This window comes from Streptomyces sp. CB02414 (genome assembly GCF_001905385.1).
Lineage (GTDB): Bacteria > Actinomycetota > Actinomycetes > Streptomycetales > Streptomycetaceae > Streptomyces.
This window is the reverse complement of record NZ_LIPF01000004.1, coordinates 523,631-540,173: the sequence shown is the minus strand read 5'-3', so window position 1 is coordinate 540,173 and position 16,543 is coordinate 523,631. Positions and strand designations below refer to the sequence as shown.

Annotated in this window: 16 protein-coding genes; 6 read left to right on the top strand and 10 right to left on the bottom strand. The window is 74.0% G+C overall.

Annotated features, from left to right (window positions below; translation table 11 throughout):
* Positions 1-26 precede the first annotated feature (26 nt).
* Genes AMK11_RS16530 through AMK11_RS16515 form a run of 4 tightly spaced genes read right to left on the bottom strand, consistent with a single transcriptional unit; the run spans position 27 to position 3,774 of the window.
* Positions 27-1,184, bottom strand: a complete 1,158-nt coding sequence (locus AMK11_RS16530; protein WP_073727733.1) for an acetyl-CoA C-acetyltransferase — start codon at positions 1,182-1,184, stop codon at positions 27-29.
* 34 nt (positions 1,185-1,218) lie between these two features.
* Entirely contained in the window at positions 1,219-1,812 is a 594-nt protein-coding gene (locus AMK11_RS16525; protein ID WP_073727731.1) for a TetR/AcrR family transcriptional regulator, read from the bottom strand.
* Positions 1,813-1,816: 4 nt separating this feature from the next.
* Positions 1,817-2,611, bottom strand: coding sequence for an SDR family oxidoreductase (locus AMK11_RS16520; RefSeq protein ID WP_073727729.1), 795 nt, complete (start codon positions 2,609-2,611; stop codon positions 1,817-1,819).
* Positions 2,608-3,774, bottom strand: a complete 1,167-nt coding sequence (locus tag AMK11_RS16515; protein ID WP_073727727.1) for an acyl-CoA dehydrogenase family protein — start codon at positions 3,772-3,774, stop codon at positions 2,608-2,610. The genes AMK11_RS16520 and AMK11_RS16515 overlap by 4 nt, the downstream gene beginning before the upstream one ends.
* Before the next feature lie 45 nt (positions 3,775-3,819).
* Here AMK11_RS16515 and AMK11_RS16510 point away from each other — a divergent pair, with 45 nt between their 5' ends.
* The 5 genes from AMK11_RS16510 to AMK11_RS16490 are packed head-to-tail and all read left to right on the top strand — an operon-like array spanning position 3,820 to position 8,790.
* Positions 3,820-4,677, top strand: coding sequence for an enoyl-CoA hydratase (locus tag AMK11_RS16510; protein ID WP_073727725.1), 858 nt, complete (start codon positions 3,820-3,822; stop codon positions 4,675-4,677).
* Complete coding sequence (locus tag AMK11_RS16505; RefSeq protein ID WP_073727723.1) at positions 4,677-5,852, top strand: acyl-CoA dehydrogenase family protein; 1,176 nt, start codon at positions 4,677-4,679, stop codon at positions 5,850-5,852. The genes AMK11_RS16510 and AMK11_RS16505 overlap by 1 nt, the downstream gene beginning before the upstream one ends.
* Complete coding sequence (locus AMK11_RS16500; protein ID WP_073727721.1) at positions 5,852-6,841, top strand: acyl-CoA dehydrogenase family protein; 990 nt, start codon at positions 5,852-5,854, stop codon at positions 6,839-6,841. The genes AMK11_RS16505 and AMK11_RS16500 overlap by 1 nt, the downstream gene beginning before the upstream one ends.
* 39 nt (positions 6,842-6,880) lie before the next feature.
* Positions 6,881-7,954 carry an acyl-CoA dehydrogenase family protein gene (locus AMK11_RS16495; protein WP_079187476.1) on the top strand — a complete coding sequence of 358 codons (1,074 nt, stop codon included), beginning with the start codon at positions 6,881-6,883 and terminating at the stop codon, positions 7,952-7,954.
* 47 nt (positions 7,955-8,001) lie between these two features.
* Entirely contained in the window at positions 8,002-8,790 is a 789-nt protein-coding gene (locus AMK11_RS16490) for an SDR family oxidoreductase (RefSeq protein WP_073727719.1), read from the top strand.
* 10 nt (positions 8,791-8,800) lie between these two features.
* On the opposite strand, the gene AMK11_RS16485 is transcribed toward AMK11_RS16490, so the two are convergent.
* The 5 genes from AMK11_RS16485 to AMK11_RS16465 all read right to left on the bottom strand — a co-directional run bounded on the left by AMK11_RS16485 (position 8,801) and on the right by AMK11_RS16465 (position 14,645).
* A complete protein-coding gene (locus tag AMK11_RS16485) occupies positions 8,801-9,313 on the bottom strand; it encodes an SDR family NAD(P)-dependent oxidoreductase (RefSeq protein ID WP_073727717.1) in 513 nt (170 codons plus the stop codon).
* Positions 9,314-9,334: 21 nt separating this feature from the next.
* Positions 9,335-10,501: a 3-hydroxy-9,10-secoandrosta-1,3,5(10)-triene-9,17-dione monooxygenase oxygenase subunit gene (gene hsaA, locus AMK11_RS16480; protein WP_073727715.1), complete on the bottom strand. Its 1,167-nt coding sequence runs from the start codon at positions 10,499-10,501 to the stop codon at positions 9,335-9,337.
* Between the two features lie 61 nt (positions 10,502-10,562).
* A complete protein-coding gene (locus tag AMK11_RS16475) occupies positions 10,563-12,173 on the bottom strand; it encodes a FadD3 family acyl-CoA ligase (protein ID WP_073727713.1) in 1,611 nt (536 codons plus the stop codon).
* Between the two features lie 41 nt (positions 12,174-12,214).
* Positions 12,215-13,009 (bottom strand): SDR family NAD(P)-dependent oxidoreductase, encoded by a 795-nt coding sequence (locus AMK11_RS16470; protein WP_073727711.1) that lies wholly within the window; start codon positions 13,007-13,009, stop codon positions 12,215-12,217.
* Positions 13,010-13,022: 13 nt separating this feature from the next.
* Positions 13,023-14,645 carry an FAD-dependent oxidoreductase gene (locus AMK11_RS16465; RefSeq protein WP_079187475.1) on the bottom strand — a complete coding sequence of 541 codons (1,623 nt, stop codon included), beginning with the start codon at positions 14,643-14,645 and terminating at the stop codon, positions 13,023-13,025.
* Between the two features lie 232 nt (positions 14,646-14,877).
* Between AMK11_RS16465 and AMK11_RS16460 the strand changes: the two genes are divergently transcribed.
* Positions 14,878-15,489, top strand: coding sequence for a TetR family transcriptional regulator (locus AMK11_RS16460; protein ID WP_073727969.1), 612 nt, complete (start codon positions 14,878-14,880; stop codon positions 15,487-15,489).
* Positions 15,490-15,537: 48 nt separating this feature from the next.
* On the opposite strand, the gene AMK11_RS16455 is transcribed toward AMK11_RS16460, so the two are convergent.
* Positions 15,538-16,473 (bottom strand): 3-oxoacyl-ACP reductase, encoded by a 936-nt coding sequence (locus AMK11_RS16455; protein WP_073727709.1) that lies wholly within the window; start codon positions 16,471-16,473, stop codon positions 15,538-15,540.
* Positions 16,474-16,543: the final 70 nt, after the last annotated feature.

Sequence of the window (16,543 nt, the reverse complement as noted above, 5' to 3'; positions counted from 1 at the left end):
TACGAGTCGTCATATGAGTCGTCGGGTCAGAGGCGCTCGATGATGGTGACGTTGGCCTGGCCGCCGCCCTCGCACATCGTCTGGAGGCCGTAGCGGCCGCCGGTGCGCTCCAGTTCGTGCAGCAGGGTCGTCATCAGCTTGGTGCCGGTGGCGCCGAGCGGGTGGCCGAGCGCGATGGCGCCGCCGTTGACGTTGACCCGGTCGGGGTCGGCGCCGGTCTCCTTCAGCCAGGCCAGGACGACCGGCGCGAACGCCTCGTTGATCTCGACCAGGTCCATGTCGTCGATGGACATGCCGGCCTTCTTCAGCGCGTACGCCGTCGCCGGGATCGGCGCCGACAGCATGCGGATCGGGTCCTCACCGCGCACCGACAGGTGGTGGACGCGGGCCCGGGGGGTGAGCCCGTGTTCGGCGACGGCCCGTTCGGAGGCGATGAGCAGCGCCGAGGCGCCGTCGGAGACCTGGGAGGACACCCCGGCGGTGAGCCGGCCGCCCTCGACGACCGGCTTCAGGGCCGCCATCTTCTCCAGGGAGGTGTCGCGGCGCGGGCCCTCGTCGACGGTGACGTCCCCGTAGGCGACGGTCTCGCGGTCGAAGCGGCCCTCGTCGATGGCGCGCAGGGCCCGCTGGTGGGAGCGCAGCGCGAACTCCTCCATCGCCTCCCGGCTGATGTCCCACTTCCCGGCGATGAGTTCGGCACCGTGGAACTGGTTGACGGGCGCGTCGCCGTAGCGGGCGCGCCAGCCCTCGGAGCCGGCGTAGGGACCGTCGGTGAGGCCGAGGGGTTCGGCGGCCTGGCGGCTGGCGAAGGCGATGGGGATCATCGACATGTTCTGCGTGCCGCCCGCGACGACCAGATCCTGGGTACCGGAGAGCACGCCCTGGGCGGCGAAGTGGACGGCCTGCTGAGAGGAGCCGCACTGCCGGTCGACGGTGGTGCCGGGCACCTCCTCGGGCAGGCCGGCGGCCAGCCAGGCGGTGCGGGCGATGTCCCCGGCCTGCGGACCAACGGTGTCCAGGCAGCCGAAGACGACGTCGTCGACGGCGGCCGGGTCGACGCCGGTGCGCTCGACCAGCGCCTTGATGACGTGCGCGCCGAGGTCGGCGGGGTGGACGGCACTGAGCCCGCCCTTGCGCCGGCCGACCGGCGTGCGGACCGCTTCGACTATGTAGGCCTCGGCCATGGCTGCTCCTAAGTGGTGGGTCGGGAGGGCGGGGTCAGTCCCGCGGGGTGATGCCTTCGAGGACCATGGACAGGTACTGGCGGGCGATTTCCTCCGGGCTGTGGGTGCCGCCGGGGCGGTACCAGGAGGCCGCCACCCACACCGTGTCGCGCACGAACCGGTAGACGAGCCGGACGTCCAGGTCGCCGCGGAAGACCTTCTCGGCGACGCCCCGCTCCAGGGTGCGCAGCCAGGCGTCCTCGAACTTGACCTGGGAGTCGGCGAGGTAGGCGAAGCGCGGCTGGGCGGCGAGGTGCCTGGACTCCTTCTGGTAGATGGCGACCGCCGGTCCGTGCCGGTCGATCTGCCGGAAGGACTCGGTGACGAGCGCCTCGATGGTCTCCCGGGGGCCGAGACCGGCGGCGAGCACGGTGTCGTAGCCGGCCCACAGTTCGTCCAGGAAGGCGGAGAGGATCTCGTCGAGCATCGACTCCTTGGAGTCGAAGTGGTAGTAGAGGCTGCCGGCCAGGAGTCCGGCGGCGTCCGCGATCCGGCGGACGGTGGTGGCGTTGTACCCCTGGTCGGCGAAGACCTGGGCGGCGGTGGCGAGGATCTCGGCGCGGCGCTCGGCGGCGGAGTTGGTGCTCATCGGGTCATGCTCTCTGACTGCTGACGGAAACGGTCTCACCGGTCAGGTAGGAGGAGTAGCCGCTCGCCAGGAAGACGATGACGTTGGCGATCTCCCAGGGCTCGGCGTAGCGGCCGAAGGCCTCCCGTTCGGTGAGTTCGGCGAGGAGTTCGGGCGTGGTGACCTTCACCAGGTGCGGGTGCATGGCGAGGCTCGGCGCGACGGCGTTGACCCGGACGCCGAAGTCTGCGGCCTCCAGGGCGGCGCAGCGGGTGAGGGCCATGACGCCGGCCTTGGCGGCGGCGTAGTGGGACTGGCCGCGCTGGGCCCGCCAGCCGATGACGGAGGCGTTGTTGACGACGACACCTCCCCCACCCTGTTCCTTCAGGCGGCGCAGGGCGGCGCGGGTGCAGCGGAAGGTGCCGCCGAGGGTGACGTCGAGGACCTTGGTCCACTGTTCGTCGGTCATGTCGACGAGGTCGGCGGTGCCGCCGAGTCCGGCGTTGTTGACGACGACGTCGAGGCCGCCGTGCCGCTCGGCGGCGAGCGTGAACAGGGCGTCGACCTGCTGTTCGTCGGTGACGTCGCAGGGCAGTCCGGCGACCTTGTCGGCGCCGAACTCGTCGGCGAGCGCGGCGGCGCTCTCCTTGAGGCGCCGTTCGTGGGCGTCGCCGATGACGACGCGGGCGCCCTCCTCCAGGAATCTGCGGGCGGTGGCTCCGCCGATGCCGGCGCCGGCGGCGGCGGTGATGACGGCGGTGCGGCCGGCCAGGAGGGAGTGTCCCGGTTCGTAGGGCGGCGGCTGGGGGGTCACGGTCATGGGCGGCTCTCCTTCGGCAGGCCGAGGACGCGTTCGGCGATGATGTTGCGCTGGATCTCGTTGGACCCGGCGTAGATGGTGTCGGAGCGGGAGAAGAGGAACAGCCGCTGCCAGTCGTCGAGGTCGTAGGGTTCCCCGGCGGCGAGCAGGCCGCCGGCGCCGCACACGTCCATGGCGAGTTCGCCCAGTTCACGGTGCCAGGTGGCCCAGAAGATCTTGCCGATGGAGGCCTCGGGTCCGGGTACGCCGGCGGCCACGCCGTCCAGCATGCGCAGGGCGTTGCAGCGGATGGTCTCCAGTCCCGTCCAGGCGCGGGCGAGGCGGTCGCGGACGAGCGGGTCGTCGGCCGCTCCGTTGCGCCGGGCCAGGTCGATGAGGGCCTCCAGTTCGCGCCGGAAGCCGACCTGCTGGCCCAGGGTGGAGACGCCGCGTTCGAAGCCGAGGGTGGCCATGGCCACGCGCCAGCCGTCGCCGGGGGCGCCGACGATGTGGCCGGCGTGGGTGCGGGCGCCGTCGAAGAAGACCTCGTTGAACTCCGAGGTGCCGGTCAGCTGGGTGATGGGGCGGACCTCGACGCCGGGCTGGTCGAGCGGGACCAGGAGGTAGGACAGACCCCGGTGGCGGCGCGAGCCCGGTTCGGTGCGGGCGACGACGAAGCACCACTGCGCCTCGTGGGCGAGTGACGTCCAGGTCTTCTGCCCGGTGACCACCCACTGGTCGCCGTCCCGCTCGGCCCTGGTCCGCACGTTCGCCAGGTCCGACCCGGCGTCGGGCTCGCTGTAGCCCTGGCACCACAGTTCCTCGGCCGCGACGATCGGCGGCAGGAACCGGGCCCGCTGCTCGGGCGTGCCGAAGGCCACCAGGGTCGGCCCGAGCAACTGCTCCCCGATGTGGTTGACCCGGGCGGGCGCCCCGGCCAGGGCGTACTCCTCGTGGAAGGCGACCTGCTGCTCGATGGTCGCGCCCCGGCCGCCGTACTCCTCGGGCCAGCCGACGCAGGTCCAGCCGGCGGCGGCCATGTGCCGCTCCCACTCCAGCCGTTCGGCGAAGGCCTCGTGCTCACGGCCCGGGCCGCCGCGGCCGCGCAGGGCGGCGAAGGCGCCGGTGAGGTTGGCGGCCAGCCAGCCGCGGATCTCGGCGCGGAACTCCTCGACGCTGCTCATGCCGTTACGTTAATCTACCAAACACTTGTTAGGGAAGGAGGGCCGATGTCCGCTGCCCACGACGAGACCGGCGAGCCCGTGCGCTACGAGAAGCAGGGTCCGGTCGCGACGGTCACCATGAACCGCCCCGAGTACCGCAACGCCCAGAACTCCGCGATGACCTACGCCCTGGACCGGGCGTTCTACCGAGCGGCCGAGGACGACGAGGTGAAGACCGTCGTGCTGGCCGGGGCGGGCAAGCACTTCTCCGCCGGCCACGACATCGGTACCCCGGGGCGCGACGCCCACCTGCCGTTCGAGCGCCGGGCGGGGCTGTGGTGGGACCACTCGGACAAGCAGGGCGCGGAGAGCCGGTTCGCCCGCGAGTCCGAGGTGTACCTGGGCATGTGCCGCCGCTGGCGCGAGCTGCCGAAGCCGGTCGTCGCCTCCGTGCAGGGGGCGTGCGTGGCGGGCGGGCTGATGCTCGCCTGGGTGTGCGACCTGATCGTGGCCTCACAGGACGCGTTCTTCGCGGACCCGGTGGTGCGGATGGGCATACCGGGGGTCGAGTACTTCGCCCACCCGTGGGTGATGCCGCCGCGCGTCGCGAAGGAGTTCCTCTTCACCGGCGACCGCATGAGCGCCCGGCGCGCCTACGAGGTCGGCATGGTGAACCGGGTCGTCCCCCGCGAGGAACTGGCCGAACGCACCCAGGAGCTGGCGCTGCGCATCGCCGAGATGCCGCGCCTCGGGCTCGCCCTGACCAAGCGGGCCGTCAACCAGGCCGAGGACCTCCAGGGCCTGCACACCGGCATGGACTCGGTGTTCGGCCTGCACCACCTGGCGCACGCGCACAACGCCGAGACCGCGCCGGACGCGCTCGGCGGCATGGACATCCGGGCGATGAAGAAGGCGGGCGGCTGATGGACCTCGACTTCAGTGAGGCGGACGACACGTTCCGCGCCGAGGCCCGCGACTGGCTCGCCGCCCATGTGCCGGCCACTCCGCTGCCGTCCCTGGAGAGCGCCGAGGGCTTCGCGGCGCACCGGGAGTGGGAGGCCGAGCTGTCCGCCGACCGGTGGTCGGTGGTGTCCTGGCCCCAGGAGTTCGGCGGGCGGGGCGAATCGATCCTGCGGTGGCTGGTCTTCGAGGAGGAGTACTTCGCGGCCGGCGCCCCCGGACGCGTCAGCCAGAACGGCATCAACCTCCTCGCCCCCACCCTTTTCGAGCACGGTACGCCCGAGCAGCGGGCGCGGCTCCTGCCCTCGATGGCGCGCGGCGAGGTCATCTGGGCGCAGGCCTGGTCCGAGCCCGAGTCCGGCTCCGACCTGGCCTCGCTGAAGTCGACGGCCCGGCGCACGGACGGCGGCTGGCTGCTGAGCGGCCTCAAGACGTGGTCGTCGCGGGCCGCCTTCGCCGACCGGGCCTTCGGCCTGTTCCGCAGCGACCCGGACGCGGCGAAACCGCACCGCGGACTGACGTACCTGATGTTCCCGCTGGACGCCGAGGGTGTCACGGTGCGGCCCATCGGCCGCCTCGACGGCAGGCCGGCCTTCGCGGAGCTCTTCCTGGACGACGTGTTCGTGCCGGACGAGGACGTCATCGGTGAACCCGGCCAGGGCTGGCGGGTCGCGATGAGCACCACCGGCAACGAGCGCGGCCTCACCCTGCGCAGCCCCGGCCGCTTCACGGCCGCCGCCGGACGGCTGGCCGAGCTGTGGCGCGAGCACGGCGACCGGGCCGACACCGCGCTGCGCGACCGGGTCGCCGACGCGGTGATCGGCGCCCACGCCTACCGGCTGTTCTCCTACGCGGGCGCCTCGCGCGTCCTGCACGGCGAGGACGGACCGGCGGGCGCCGCCTCCAGCCTCAACAAGGTCTTCTGGTCGGAGCTGGACATCGCCCTGCACGAGACGGCCCTGGACCTGCTCGGCCCGTACGGCGAACTCGCCGACCACGCGGACGAATCACCGGCGCACGGCGCCTGGGCCGAGGGCCACACCTTCTCCCTGGCCGGACCGATCTACGCCGGCACCAACGAGATCCAGCGCGACATCATCGCCGAGCGCCTGCTCGGCCTGCCGAAGGGACGCCGGTGATGCGGTTCCTCCTCGACGCCGAACAGCGGGAGTTCGCCCGCTCCCTCGACGGCCTGCTCTCCGCGTCGGACACGCCGGCCGTGGTGCGGTCCTGGGCGGCCGGTGACCACGGTCCCGGGCGAGCCGTCTGGGCGCGGCTGGCGAACGCCGGGCTGTTCGCGCTCGCCGTGCCGGAGCGGTACGACGGCTTCGGCGTCCTGCCGCTCGAACTCGCCGTCGCCTTCACCGAACTGGGCCGGCACGCGGTCCCCGGCCCACTGGTCGAGACGGTCGCGACGGCCGCCCTGCTGGAGCGGCTCGGCGACACGGACACCGCCGACGCGCATCTGCCCGGCATCGCCTCCGGCAAGACCGTCGCCTCCCTCTGCCTGACCGACCGGGGCCCGTACGCCCTGGACGGCGACGCGGCCGACGCGGTGTTCGTCGTGGACGGCGACACCCTGCGTGTCGCGGACGGCGTCGGCCCCGTGCAGCCGTCGGCCGACCCGGGGCGGCGCCTGGCCCGGCCGTCCGGCGGCACCGTCCTCGCCTCGGGGCCGGCCGTGACCGCCGCGGCGCGCCACGCGGCCGACCTGGCGGCGCTCGCCACTGCGGCGCAGTGCCTGGGAGTGGGCCGCGCGCTGCTGGACCGCACCGTCGCGTACGTCAAACAGCGCACCCAGTTCGGGGTCGCCGTCGGCTCCTTCCAGGCCGTCAAGCACCGCCTAGCGGACACCCTGATCGCCCTTGAGTTCGCCGAGCCGCTGGTGCACGGCGCCGCGCTGGCGCTGGCCTCCGGGGATGCCGACCGGGCGGGCCGGGAGATCGCCGCCGCCAAGGTCACCGCCGGCGAGGCCGCCCACCGGGCCGCCCGCACGGCCCTCCAGTTGCACGGGGCGATCGGCTACACCGACGAACTGGACCTGTCCCTGTGGCTGCGCAAGGCCCGTCCGCTGCGCGACGCCTGGGGCACCCCGGCCGCCTGCCGGGCCCGCGTACTGGCCGTCTGACGCGCGCCGCGTGCGCGCCGCACCGAGGGGAGCAGCCCGATGAGGCTGACGGAGGAGCAGGAAGAGCTGAGGTCGGCCGTGCGGTCGCTGCTGACCCGGCACGAGGGGACCGCGGCCTGGGCGCCGCTGGCCGAGCAGGTCGGCGTCGCCGGGCTGGCCGTGCCCGAGGAGTACGGGGGCGCGGGCGGCGGCGCCCGGGACGTGCACGTGGTGATGGAGGGGCTGGGCCGCGCCCTGAGCCCGCTGCCGCTGCTCGGGTCGGCGGTTCTGACGTCCGGGGCACTGCTGGCCTCCGGTGACAAGGAGGCCTGCGGGCGGCTGCTGCCGCCGCTCGCCGAGGGCCGTGCGGTGGGCGCCCTGGCCTGGGCCGAGGCCGGCTCCTGGGACCCGGCGGCGGTTCGCGCCGAGGCGGTCCCCGGGCCCGGCGGCGCCTGGCGGATCACCGGGACCAAGGAGCTCGTACTGGACTGGCCGCACCTGGACGTGCTGCTGGTCGCCGCCCGCACGGCGGCCGGCGTCTCGCTCTTCGAGGTCGCCGTGGACGCCGCCGGGGCGCGCCGCGAACCCCTCGTCACCATGGACACGACCCGAGGACTGGCCCGGTGGGTGCTGAGCGGCGCCGAGGGCCGGCTCCTCGGCGTGGACGGCGACGCGGAGCGCGCCTTGGCACACGTACGGGACCTGGCCTGCACCGCGCTCGCCGCCGAGCAGGTGGGTGCCGCCGAGCGCTGCCTCGGGACGACCGTCGCCTACGCGCGCGACCGCGTCCAGTTCGGCCGCCCCATCGGCTCCTTCCAGGCGGTCAAGCACCGCCTCGCGGACGCCTACGTGCTGGTGGAGTCCGCGCGGTCGGCGGCGCTCGGCGCCGCGTTCGCCGCCGACCGGGACCCGGCGGCGCTGCCGCGGGCCGCCGCCGTCGCCAAGTCGGTCTGCTCCGAGGCGTTCTCGGCGGTGGCCGGCGAGACCATCCAGCTGCACGGCGGGATCGGCATCACCTGGGAGCACGACGCGCACCGCTTCTTCAAGCGGGCGCACGGGGCGGGCGAGCTGTTCGGCGCGCCCGCCCGCCACCGGGCGCGACTGGCCGCCGGGCTCGGTCTGGGCCCGCGCTGAACCCGTACACGTACACACACCCCTGTCGACCGGAGAGGCCGGAACACATGGACATCGGCAACCCGTTGGACTTCACCGGCCGCGTCGCGCTCGTCACCGGCGGCACCAAGGGCATCGGCGCCGCCGTCGCCGAGGCGTTCCTCGGTGCCGGGGCCGACGTCGTCGTCTGCGGCCGCAACGCCCCTGCAGATCTGCCGGCGGCACGAGGTCGGAAGGCGGTCTTCGTCGCCGCCGACGTGCGCGACCCCGAGGCGTCGGCCGGGCTCGTCGACAGCGCCGTGGAGCGTTTCGGCCGCCTCGACGTGCTCGTCAACAACGCGGGCGGCTCCCCGGACGCCGACGCGGCGACCGTCTCGCCCCGCTTCGTGGAGAAGATCGTCGCGCTCAACCTGCTCGCGCCGTTCTACGTGGCGCAGGCGGCCCACCGCGTGATGCGGACCCAGCCGGGCGGCGGCTCGGTCGTCAACATCGGCAGCGTCTCCGCGCACGACCCGCAGCCGGGCACCGCCGCGTACACGGCGGCCAAGGCCGGGCTGCTGGCGCTCACCAGGGCCCTGGCGCTGGAATGGGCGCCCGGGGTGCGGGTCAACCACATCACCACCGGGCTGATCCGCACCGAGAGCGCGGCCGCCGTCTACGGGGCGGACGGCGGGGCGTCGGTGGCCGGCGTCATCCCGATGGAGCGGATGGCGGTGCCCGGGGACGTCGCCCGTGCCTGCCTGTTCCTCGCGAGCGACCTTGCGGGATACGTCAACGGAGCGGACCTCGCGGTGCACGGGGGCGGGGAGTTCCCAGCCCGCTACCTCGCCGCGAGGTCCGCCGGCGGAGTGGCGTGAGGGAAGGAAGTCAGGGCAGGTCGGGGGCCCAGGCGACGCCGTTGATGTGCGAACCGCCGTCGACGAAGAGCGTGTTCCCGGTGACGTAGCCTGCGTCCTCGCCGACGAGGAACAGGACGGCCGGGGCGATGTCCCGGTCGGGGTCGCCCATCCGTCCCATGGGGTTCAGGGCCCCGACCTGCTTCTCCAGTTCGGGGTTCTCGCTCATCCGCCGCCGGAAGGCCGCGCTCGTCTTGTTCTCGACCCGTCCGAGATCGCCGGTCGCCCAGGCGTTGTTGACGAGGATGTCCACCCCGCCCAGCTCCCGCACCGCGCAGTCGATCACCGCGAGCACCTGTGCCTTGTCGCCGACGTCGGTGCGCAGGAAGCGGCCGTCGATCTCGTCGGCGACCGCACGGCCGGTCTCCTCGTTCACCTCCGCGACCAGTACCCGGGCCCCCTCGGCGGCGAACCGCCGGGCGACCGCCGCGCCTATGCCGTCACCGGCGCCGGTGACGACCGCCACGCGTCCTTCGAGCCGCATGCCTTGTCTCCTCTGTGTTCCTCAGACCAGGTTGTCCTCCACGGTCAGCCCGAAGGCCCCGCGGCCGTACATGGCGAGGGCGCGCTCGACGTCGTTGGCGACGTGGACGCTGCCCGCGTGGGCGTCGCGCCAGGCCCGTTCGATCGGGTTGCCGCGGCGCAGGGCGTTGCCGCCGGCGGTCTTGAAGAGCAGGTCGATGGCGGCGACGGCACGTTCGGTGCCGCGGACCTGGTCGCGCCGGGTGCGCAGCCGCAGCTCCATGGGGATCTCCTGGCGGGCGGCGGCGAGTTCGGACAGTTCGCGCATGTTGCGGTCCATCTGCACGACGGTCGCGTCGATGTCGGAGGCGGCGCGTGCGATGGCGACCTGGGCGAACGGGTCCTCGGTGAACCTGCCGCCGCCCAGGCTGAGCCGCACCCGCTCCTTCATCAGCGACGCGTACGACTCGTAGCCGCCGGACACGGCGCCGATCACCGGTGCCGTGATGGCGCTGGTGAAGATCGCCCCGAAGGGCAGCCGGTACAGCGGTCCCTTGTTGACCTGCTGTCCCGGTACTTTCAGCTGGGCCTGCTCGTAGTTGCGCAGGACCCGGTGGCCGGGCACGAAGGCCGACTCGACGATGATGTCGTTGCTGGCGGTGCCGCGCAGGCCGACCACGTCCCAGGCGTCCTCGATGGTGTAGTCGGACCGGGGCACCAGGACGGTGAGGAAGTCCACCGGCCGCCCCTGGGCGCCGACGACCAGGGCACCCAGCAGCGCCCAGCCGGCGTGCTCGCAGCCGGAGGAGAAGCTCCAGCGGCCGGTGAGCCGGTAGCCGCCGTCGACGGGGGCGAGCCGTCCCACCGGGGCGTACGAGGAGGAGATGCGGGTGTCGGGGTCCTCGCCCCAGACGTCGTCCTGCGCCCGGCGCGGGAACAGGCCCAGCTGCCAGGGGTGGACGCCGAGGACGGACGCCACCCATCCGGTGGAGCAGCAGACCGCGGAGATCGCGCGTACCACCTGGTAGAAGTCGACCGGGTCGCTCTCGAGGCCGCCGTAGCGGGCCGGCTGCAGCATCCGGAACACTCCGGCCTCGGTCAGTTCCCGGACCGTGGAGCGCGGTATGCGCCGCGCCTCGTCCGCGGCCACGGCCCGCTCGGCGATGCCGGGGAGCAAGGCGCGCACCGACTCCAGAACCTGATTGCCCATCGTCCGTCCCTCTCGGCCCTCGCGAGCCGTGTCCGTGCGGCGCGTCGCGGCGCCGCGTCCGTCAGTCGGTCCGCAGGGCGGCCTTGTCGACCTTGCCGGAGGCGTTGCGCGGGAGCGCCCCCAGGACGACGACCTCGCGGGGGACCTTGAAGTTGGCGAGCCGCTCGCGGCACCAGCCGACGAGGGCGTCCGGGTCGGCCCCGCCGCCCGGGCGCGCCGTCACGTACGCGCGTCCGACCTCGCCGAGCCGCGCGTCGGGGACTCCGACCACCGCGGCCTCGGCGACGGCGTCGTGCCCGGTGAGTACCTGCTCGACCTCGGCCGGGTAGACGTTGAAGCCGCCGACGACGAACATGTCCTTGGACCGGCCGGTGACGACCAGGTTGCCGCGCTCGTCGAAGTGGCCGACGTCCCCGGTGGCCAGCCAGCCGTCCGCGTCGACGGCCGCCGCGGTGGCCGCCGGGTCGTCCAGGTAGCCGAGCATCACGTTGTAGCCGCGGACCATGATCTCGCCGTCGCTTCCCGACCGGGGCGAGTGCGGGTCGCCGCCCGCGATCCGCACCTCGACGCCGTCGATGGGGCGGCCCGCGGTCAGCGCCACCGTCTCCGCGTCGTCGTCCGCCGAGCAGGCGGTGACCGTGCCGCAGGACTCGGTCAGCCCGTAGGCGGTGACCACCTCGGGGAACAGTTCGGCCCGGATGCGCCGGACCAGGGCGACCGGCACCACCGCGGCCCCGGTCACCGCCAGCCGCAGCGACGACAGGTCGAACCTCTCCCGGTCGGGGGCGTTCAGCAGCTCGGTGTAGATCGTGGGCGGGCCGGGCAGGACGGTGATCCGTTCGGCCTCGACGGCGCGCAGGGCCCGGTGCACGTCGAAGACGGGTTGCAGCACCATCGTGGCGCCCCGCAGCAGACAGGCGAGTACGCCGGCCTTGTAGCCGAAGCAGTGGAACAGCGGGTTGACGATCAGGTAGCGGTCGTCGCCGGCGAGGCCGGTCCGCCCGCACCAGGCCCGGTAGGTGGTGAGGTTCTGCCGGTGGGTGGTCAGCGCGCCCTTGGGCCGGCCGGTGGTGCCCGAGGTGAAGAGCAGGTCGGACGGGTCGTCGGGGCGCACGGTGGTGGTCCGGACGGTGACCTCGTCGTCCGGCAGGTGGGTACCGTAGGCGAGGAAGTCCTCCCAAGTCAGTGCGCCGGGGCGGGCGGCGCCGTCGAGTGTCACCACGGCGGCCAGGCCGGGCAGGGACGGCACCGGGTGGGTCCCGCCGTCGTCGCCCTCCCCGGTGTCCCCGTCGTCCAGCATGGCCAGGTAGTCCTTGCCCAGGAAGCCGTTCTCGACGAACAGGAGGCGGGCCGCGCCCCGCTCCAGGAGCCAGCGTGCCTCGCCGCCCTTGTAGCGGGTGTTGACGGGCACCAGCACCGCCCCGGCCGAGGTGACGGCGAGGGCCGTCACCACCCAGCGGTGGCTGTTGGGCGCCCAGACGGCGATCCGGTCGCCGCGTCGGGTGCCGAGCGCGATCAGCGACTTGACGGCCGCCCGCACCTGGTCCCGCAACTGGGCCCAGGTCAGCCGCACTTCGCCGTCCACCAGTGCCTCCCGGTCGGGGGCGCGGGCGGCGGCGAGATCGAGGGCCGCGGGGATCGTCAGTGGGGGCTCTGGCTCGGTCTGGCTCATCAGCTCTCCGGGAAGGGACGACGTGCGCGGTCGGTAAGGGGTCAGGAGGACGCCGGCAGCAGTCGCCGCGAGGCCTCGTGCGCGCCGAGAACCAGCTCGGCGCGGGGGAAGCCGCTGCGCCGCTCGGCGGTGTCGGCGTTCCCCCCGGCGACCCACACCGGCCCGTCGGCGAGGTGCTCCAGCCCCTCGCGGGCGACGTCGTCCGGCTCGGCGACCCGCAGGCCCGGCAGGTCCATGCGCAGCCCGGCGCGTTCCATGGCGGGGGTGCGGGTCACGCCGAGGACGAGTTCCAGGACGTGGACGCCGTGGGGGCGCAGCTCCAGCCACAGGCCCTCGGCGAAGACGCGGCTGAACGCCTTCGCCGCCGAGTAGACGCTGATCCGCGCCTGGCCCATGAACCCGGAGAGCGAGCCGACCAGCACGATGCCGCCCGCGCGCCGTTCCTTCATCAGGGCGCCGAAGTGGTGAGTGAGGGCGAGCTGCGCGCTGATGTTCAGGTCGAGCACGCCCTGGACGCGGTCGAGGTCCCCGGTGACGAACTCGTGGCCGTAACTGTTGGCCCCCGCGTTGAAGATCAGCAGGCCGACGTCCAGACCGTCGGTGACGGTGCGGACAGCGGCCAGGGCGCCCGGGTCGAGCAGGTCGAGAGTGAGGGTGCGCACCTCGACGCCCTTGGCGCGGGCCCGGTCCGCCGTCTCGTGCAGGGGGCCCGGCTTGCGGGCGATGAGGACCAGGTTGATCCCGGCGTCCGCGAGCCGGTCGGCGAACGAGGCGCCGACGCCCTCGGAGCCGCCGGCGACGACCGCCCACGGCCCGTACACACTGCTGTCGATCATCGGGTACCTCTCCTCAGTCCTGGGCCGGCGGTGCCGTGACGGTAGAACGCGGCCCGTCGGTGGCGCCGCCGGTGATCCCACTGGCCGGGAGCGTCATGTCCCGCACGGCCAGCGAGGCGAACACCATCGCGGTGCCGATGGGGACGCCGGGGCCCGGGTAGACGCCGCCGGTGAAGGAGGCGCTGGTGTTGCCCGCGGCGTACAGGCCCGGGATCGGGCGCTGCCGGGTGTCGAGGACGCGGGCGTGGGCGTCGGTGCGCAGTCCGCCCTTGGTGCCGAGGTCGGCGAGGACGAGGCGGGCGGCGTAGTAGGGCGGGTGGTCGAGCGGGACCAGGCACGGGTTGGGGCCGGGGGCGTCGTCCTGGCCGCCGGCGAAGAAGCGGTCGTAGGGGTCCTCGCCCCGGTGGTGGTCCGCGTCGGTGCCTGAGGCGGCGAAGCCGTTGAAGCGGGCCACGGTGTCCGTGAGCGTGCCGGCCGGTACGCCGATGAGGCGGGCGAGTTCCGGCAGGGTGCCCGCCCGGACCCAGGTGCCGGCGGCCAGGTGCCGGGCGGGGTCGGCGGGCGGCACGGTGATGGCGGGCAGGGCGCCGCCCTCGCGGGAGTCGAAGACGAGGTGGGCGCCGGCCCCGGCGGCGGCGAGGGCGCGGCCCATGCGGTCGTAGGGCAGGGACTCGTTGGCGAAGCGACGGCCGGTGGCGTCGACGACAATGCCGCCGCGCAGGCCGAGGGTGAAGGCGGCCGTGCCGTCCGGCCGTTCGGTGCCGGGGCACCACCAGGCGTCGTCCAGGAGGCCGGTGGCGGCACCGGCCCGGACGGCGGCGCGCAGCAGGTCGCCGGTGTTGGTGCCGCGCGGCGCCATGGTCCACGCGGCGCCGCCCGGCACTCCGTGCTCGGCGCGCAGCGCGTCGTCGCCCTCGAAGCCGCCGCCGGCCAGCAGCACCCCGTGCCGGGCCCGCACGGTGACCGTGCCGTGCGCGGTCTCGGCCGTCACGCCGGTCACCCGGCCGTCCTCGGTGACCAGCCCGGTCACGCGGTGTCCGGTGCGCAGCGTCGCGTTTCCGGTGCGGGTGGCGGCGAGCAGGAGGCGGCCGATCAGGGCGCGGCCCTGGGCGAGCGGGCCGTCCGGATGGCCCTGCCCGGCGCGGTCCCGGTCGACGGCGGGGCGGACCAGTGGCAGCAGGTCGCCCATGCGCTCGGCGGGCAGGTCGAGCGGGACGAAGGAGCGTCCGGCGTCCATCCGGCCGGGCGCGGGGACGTAGTCGGGGAAGGCGCGCCACTCGAACTCGACGTCGGGGTGGCCTTCGAGGCGGGCGACCAGTTCGGGCGCGTGCCCCAGGAACGCCTCCCGGTGTTCCGCTCCGGTGTCGCCGAGCAGTGCCCGCAGATAGGTGCGGGCCGCGTCGGTCGAATCGCCGAGTCCCGCCCGTTCCTGCACCCGGGTGCCGGGCAGCCAGCAGGCGGCCCCCGAGTAGGCGGAGGTACCGCCGAACAGGTCCGTGCGCTCCAGTACGACGGTGTCCAGGCCGTCGGCGGCGGCCGTCAGGGCCCCGGTCAGCGCTCCGGCGCCGGATCCCACGACGATCACGTCGTGGGTGGCGTCCTGCGCACGGTCCCCTGTACGTCGGCCGTCCCGCATCGATGGTCCTCCTGCCGCTCGGTGGTGTGGGGCCCAGCAGATCGCGCGGGCGGGGTCCGCAGGCGCGGGCGTCCCACTGACCGGTACGGCGTGGTGAGGGGGCGTCGCCGGATGCCGCACCGCATGACCGTGCCGCCGGTGGAGAGGACCTCGCCCGGCACCTGACGCGGTGCCGCGCCGCGCGTATTGTCGGAGGCCGTTGACGCGAGCGAACGCCGGAGGGATGGAGAGCGTGCCCAGAATCGCCGAGGCCAGGGCGGGGGCGGAGCCCAGTTCGCCCCGGCAGCACGCGCGCCGGCAGAGCATCCTGCGGGCGGCGGCGGAGATCGCCGCCGACACGGGGCTCGAACGGGTGCAGATGCAGGAGGTGGCCCGGTCCGCGGGGGTAGCGATCGGCACTCTGTACCGTTACTTCCCGTCGAAGACGCACCTGTTCACCGCGGTGATGGCCGACCAGATCGAGGGGCTCGCGGCGCGGCTGCCGGACCGGACGGCACACGAGTCGGCGGAGGACTCGGTCTTCGCGACGCTGTCGGCCGCCACCCGGAACCTGCTGCGGCGGCCGGCGCTGGCCACCGCGATGATCCAGTCGGCGAACGCCGCCCGCGCCGCGACCGTCCCGGACCTGGCGAGGGTCGACACCGGCTTCCTGGAGCTGCTGCTGCGGGCCTGGGGCGTCGAGTCGCCCACGGAGCACCATGTCGCGCGGCTGCGGCTGCTGATCCTGCTCTGGTACGGCGTCCTGCAGTCCCGGCTCAACGAGCGGTTCACGCCCGAGGAGGCGGACACCGACCTGCGGATGGCCTGCCGTCTGCTGCTCGCGCCCGAGGCGGACGCGGGCTGACCCCTGCCCCCCCGGGGGGGCATCGGAGGAGGCCGGCCCGCGCCGCGCTCAGCCCGCGGCGGTCTTCTGCGTGCCCGTGGTGTCGAGCCCGGCGACGCTGTAGGCCGCGTAGGTCCGGTGCGGGTCGCGGCCGCTGAAGTACGGGGTCAGCTGGGCGTCGAGTTCCTCGGGGGAGAAGGTGCCGTCGGCCGCGGTGAACTTGTGCTCCACGGTGGGCGGGGCCAGCAGGGCGACCATGTCGCCGTAGACGACGAAGACCTGCCCGTTGATCTCGTCGGCGGCGGGGGAGGCCAGGTGGGCGACGAGGGTGGCGACCCGCTCGGGCGCCATGATGTCGAGGCCGCCGGGCGCGGTGGCGCCCTCGCCGAAGGAGTCCGCGGTCATGGCGGTGCGGGCGCGCGGGCAGATCGCGTTGGCGCGCACGCCGTAGCGGGCCAGGCCCTGCGCGGTGGCCAGGGTGAGCGCGGTGATCCCGGCCTTGGCCGCGGAGTAGTTCGGCTGTCCGGGCGCGCCGAAGAGGAACGCCTCGGACGAGGTGTTGACGACGCGGCCGTAGACGGGTGCGCCTGACGCCTTGGACGCGGCGCGCCAGTGCACGGCCGCGGCCCGGGAAAGGCCGGCGTGTCCCTTGAGGTGGACCCGGAGGACGTCGTCCCAGTCGGACTCGGACAGGTTGAACAGCATCCGGTCGCGCAGGACGCCCGCGTTGTTGACGACGACGTCGAGGCCGCCGAAGGTCTCCACGGCGGCGCCGACCAGGCGGTCGCCCATGGACCAGTCCCCCACGTCCCCGGTCACCGCGACGGCCCGGGCGCCGAGGGCCTTGATCTCGGCGACCACGTCGTCGGCGGCCGGGCCGACGTCGTTGACCACCACGTTGGCGCCGAGTCCCGCCAGCGCGAGCGCCTCGGCCCGGCCGAGTCCCGCGCCGGCACCGGTGACGACGGCGGTACGTCCCTCCAGGGTGGTGTTCGTGGAGCTCATGCTGCCTCTTTCCGTGTTCCTGTTTCTTGTGACGTGATCGGTCGAGCCGCTGTGGTCGAAGACGGACGGC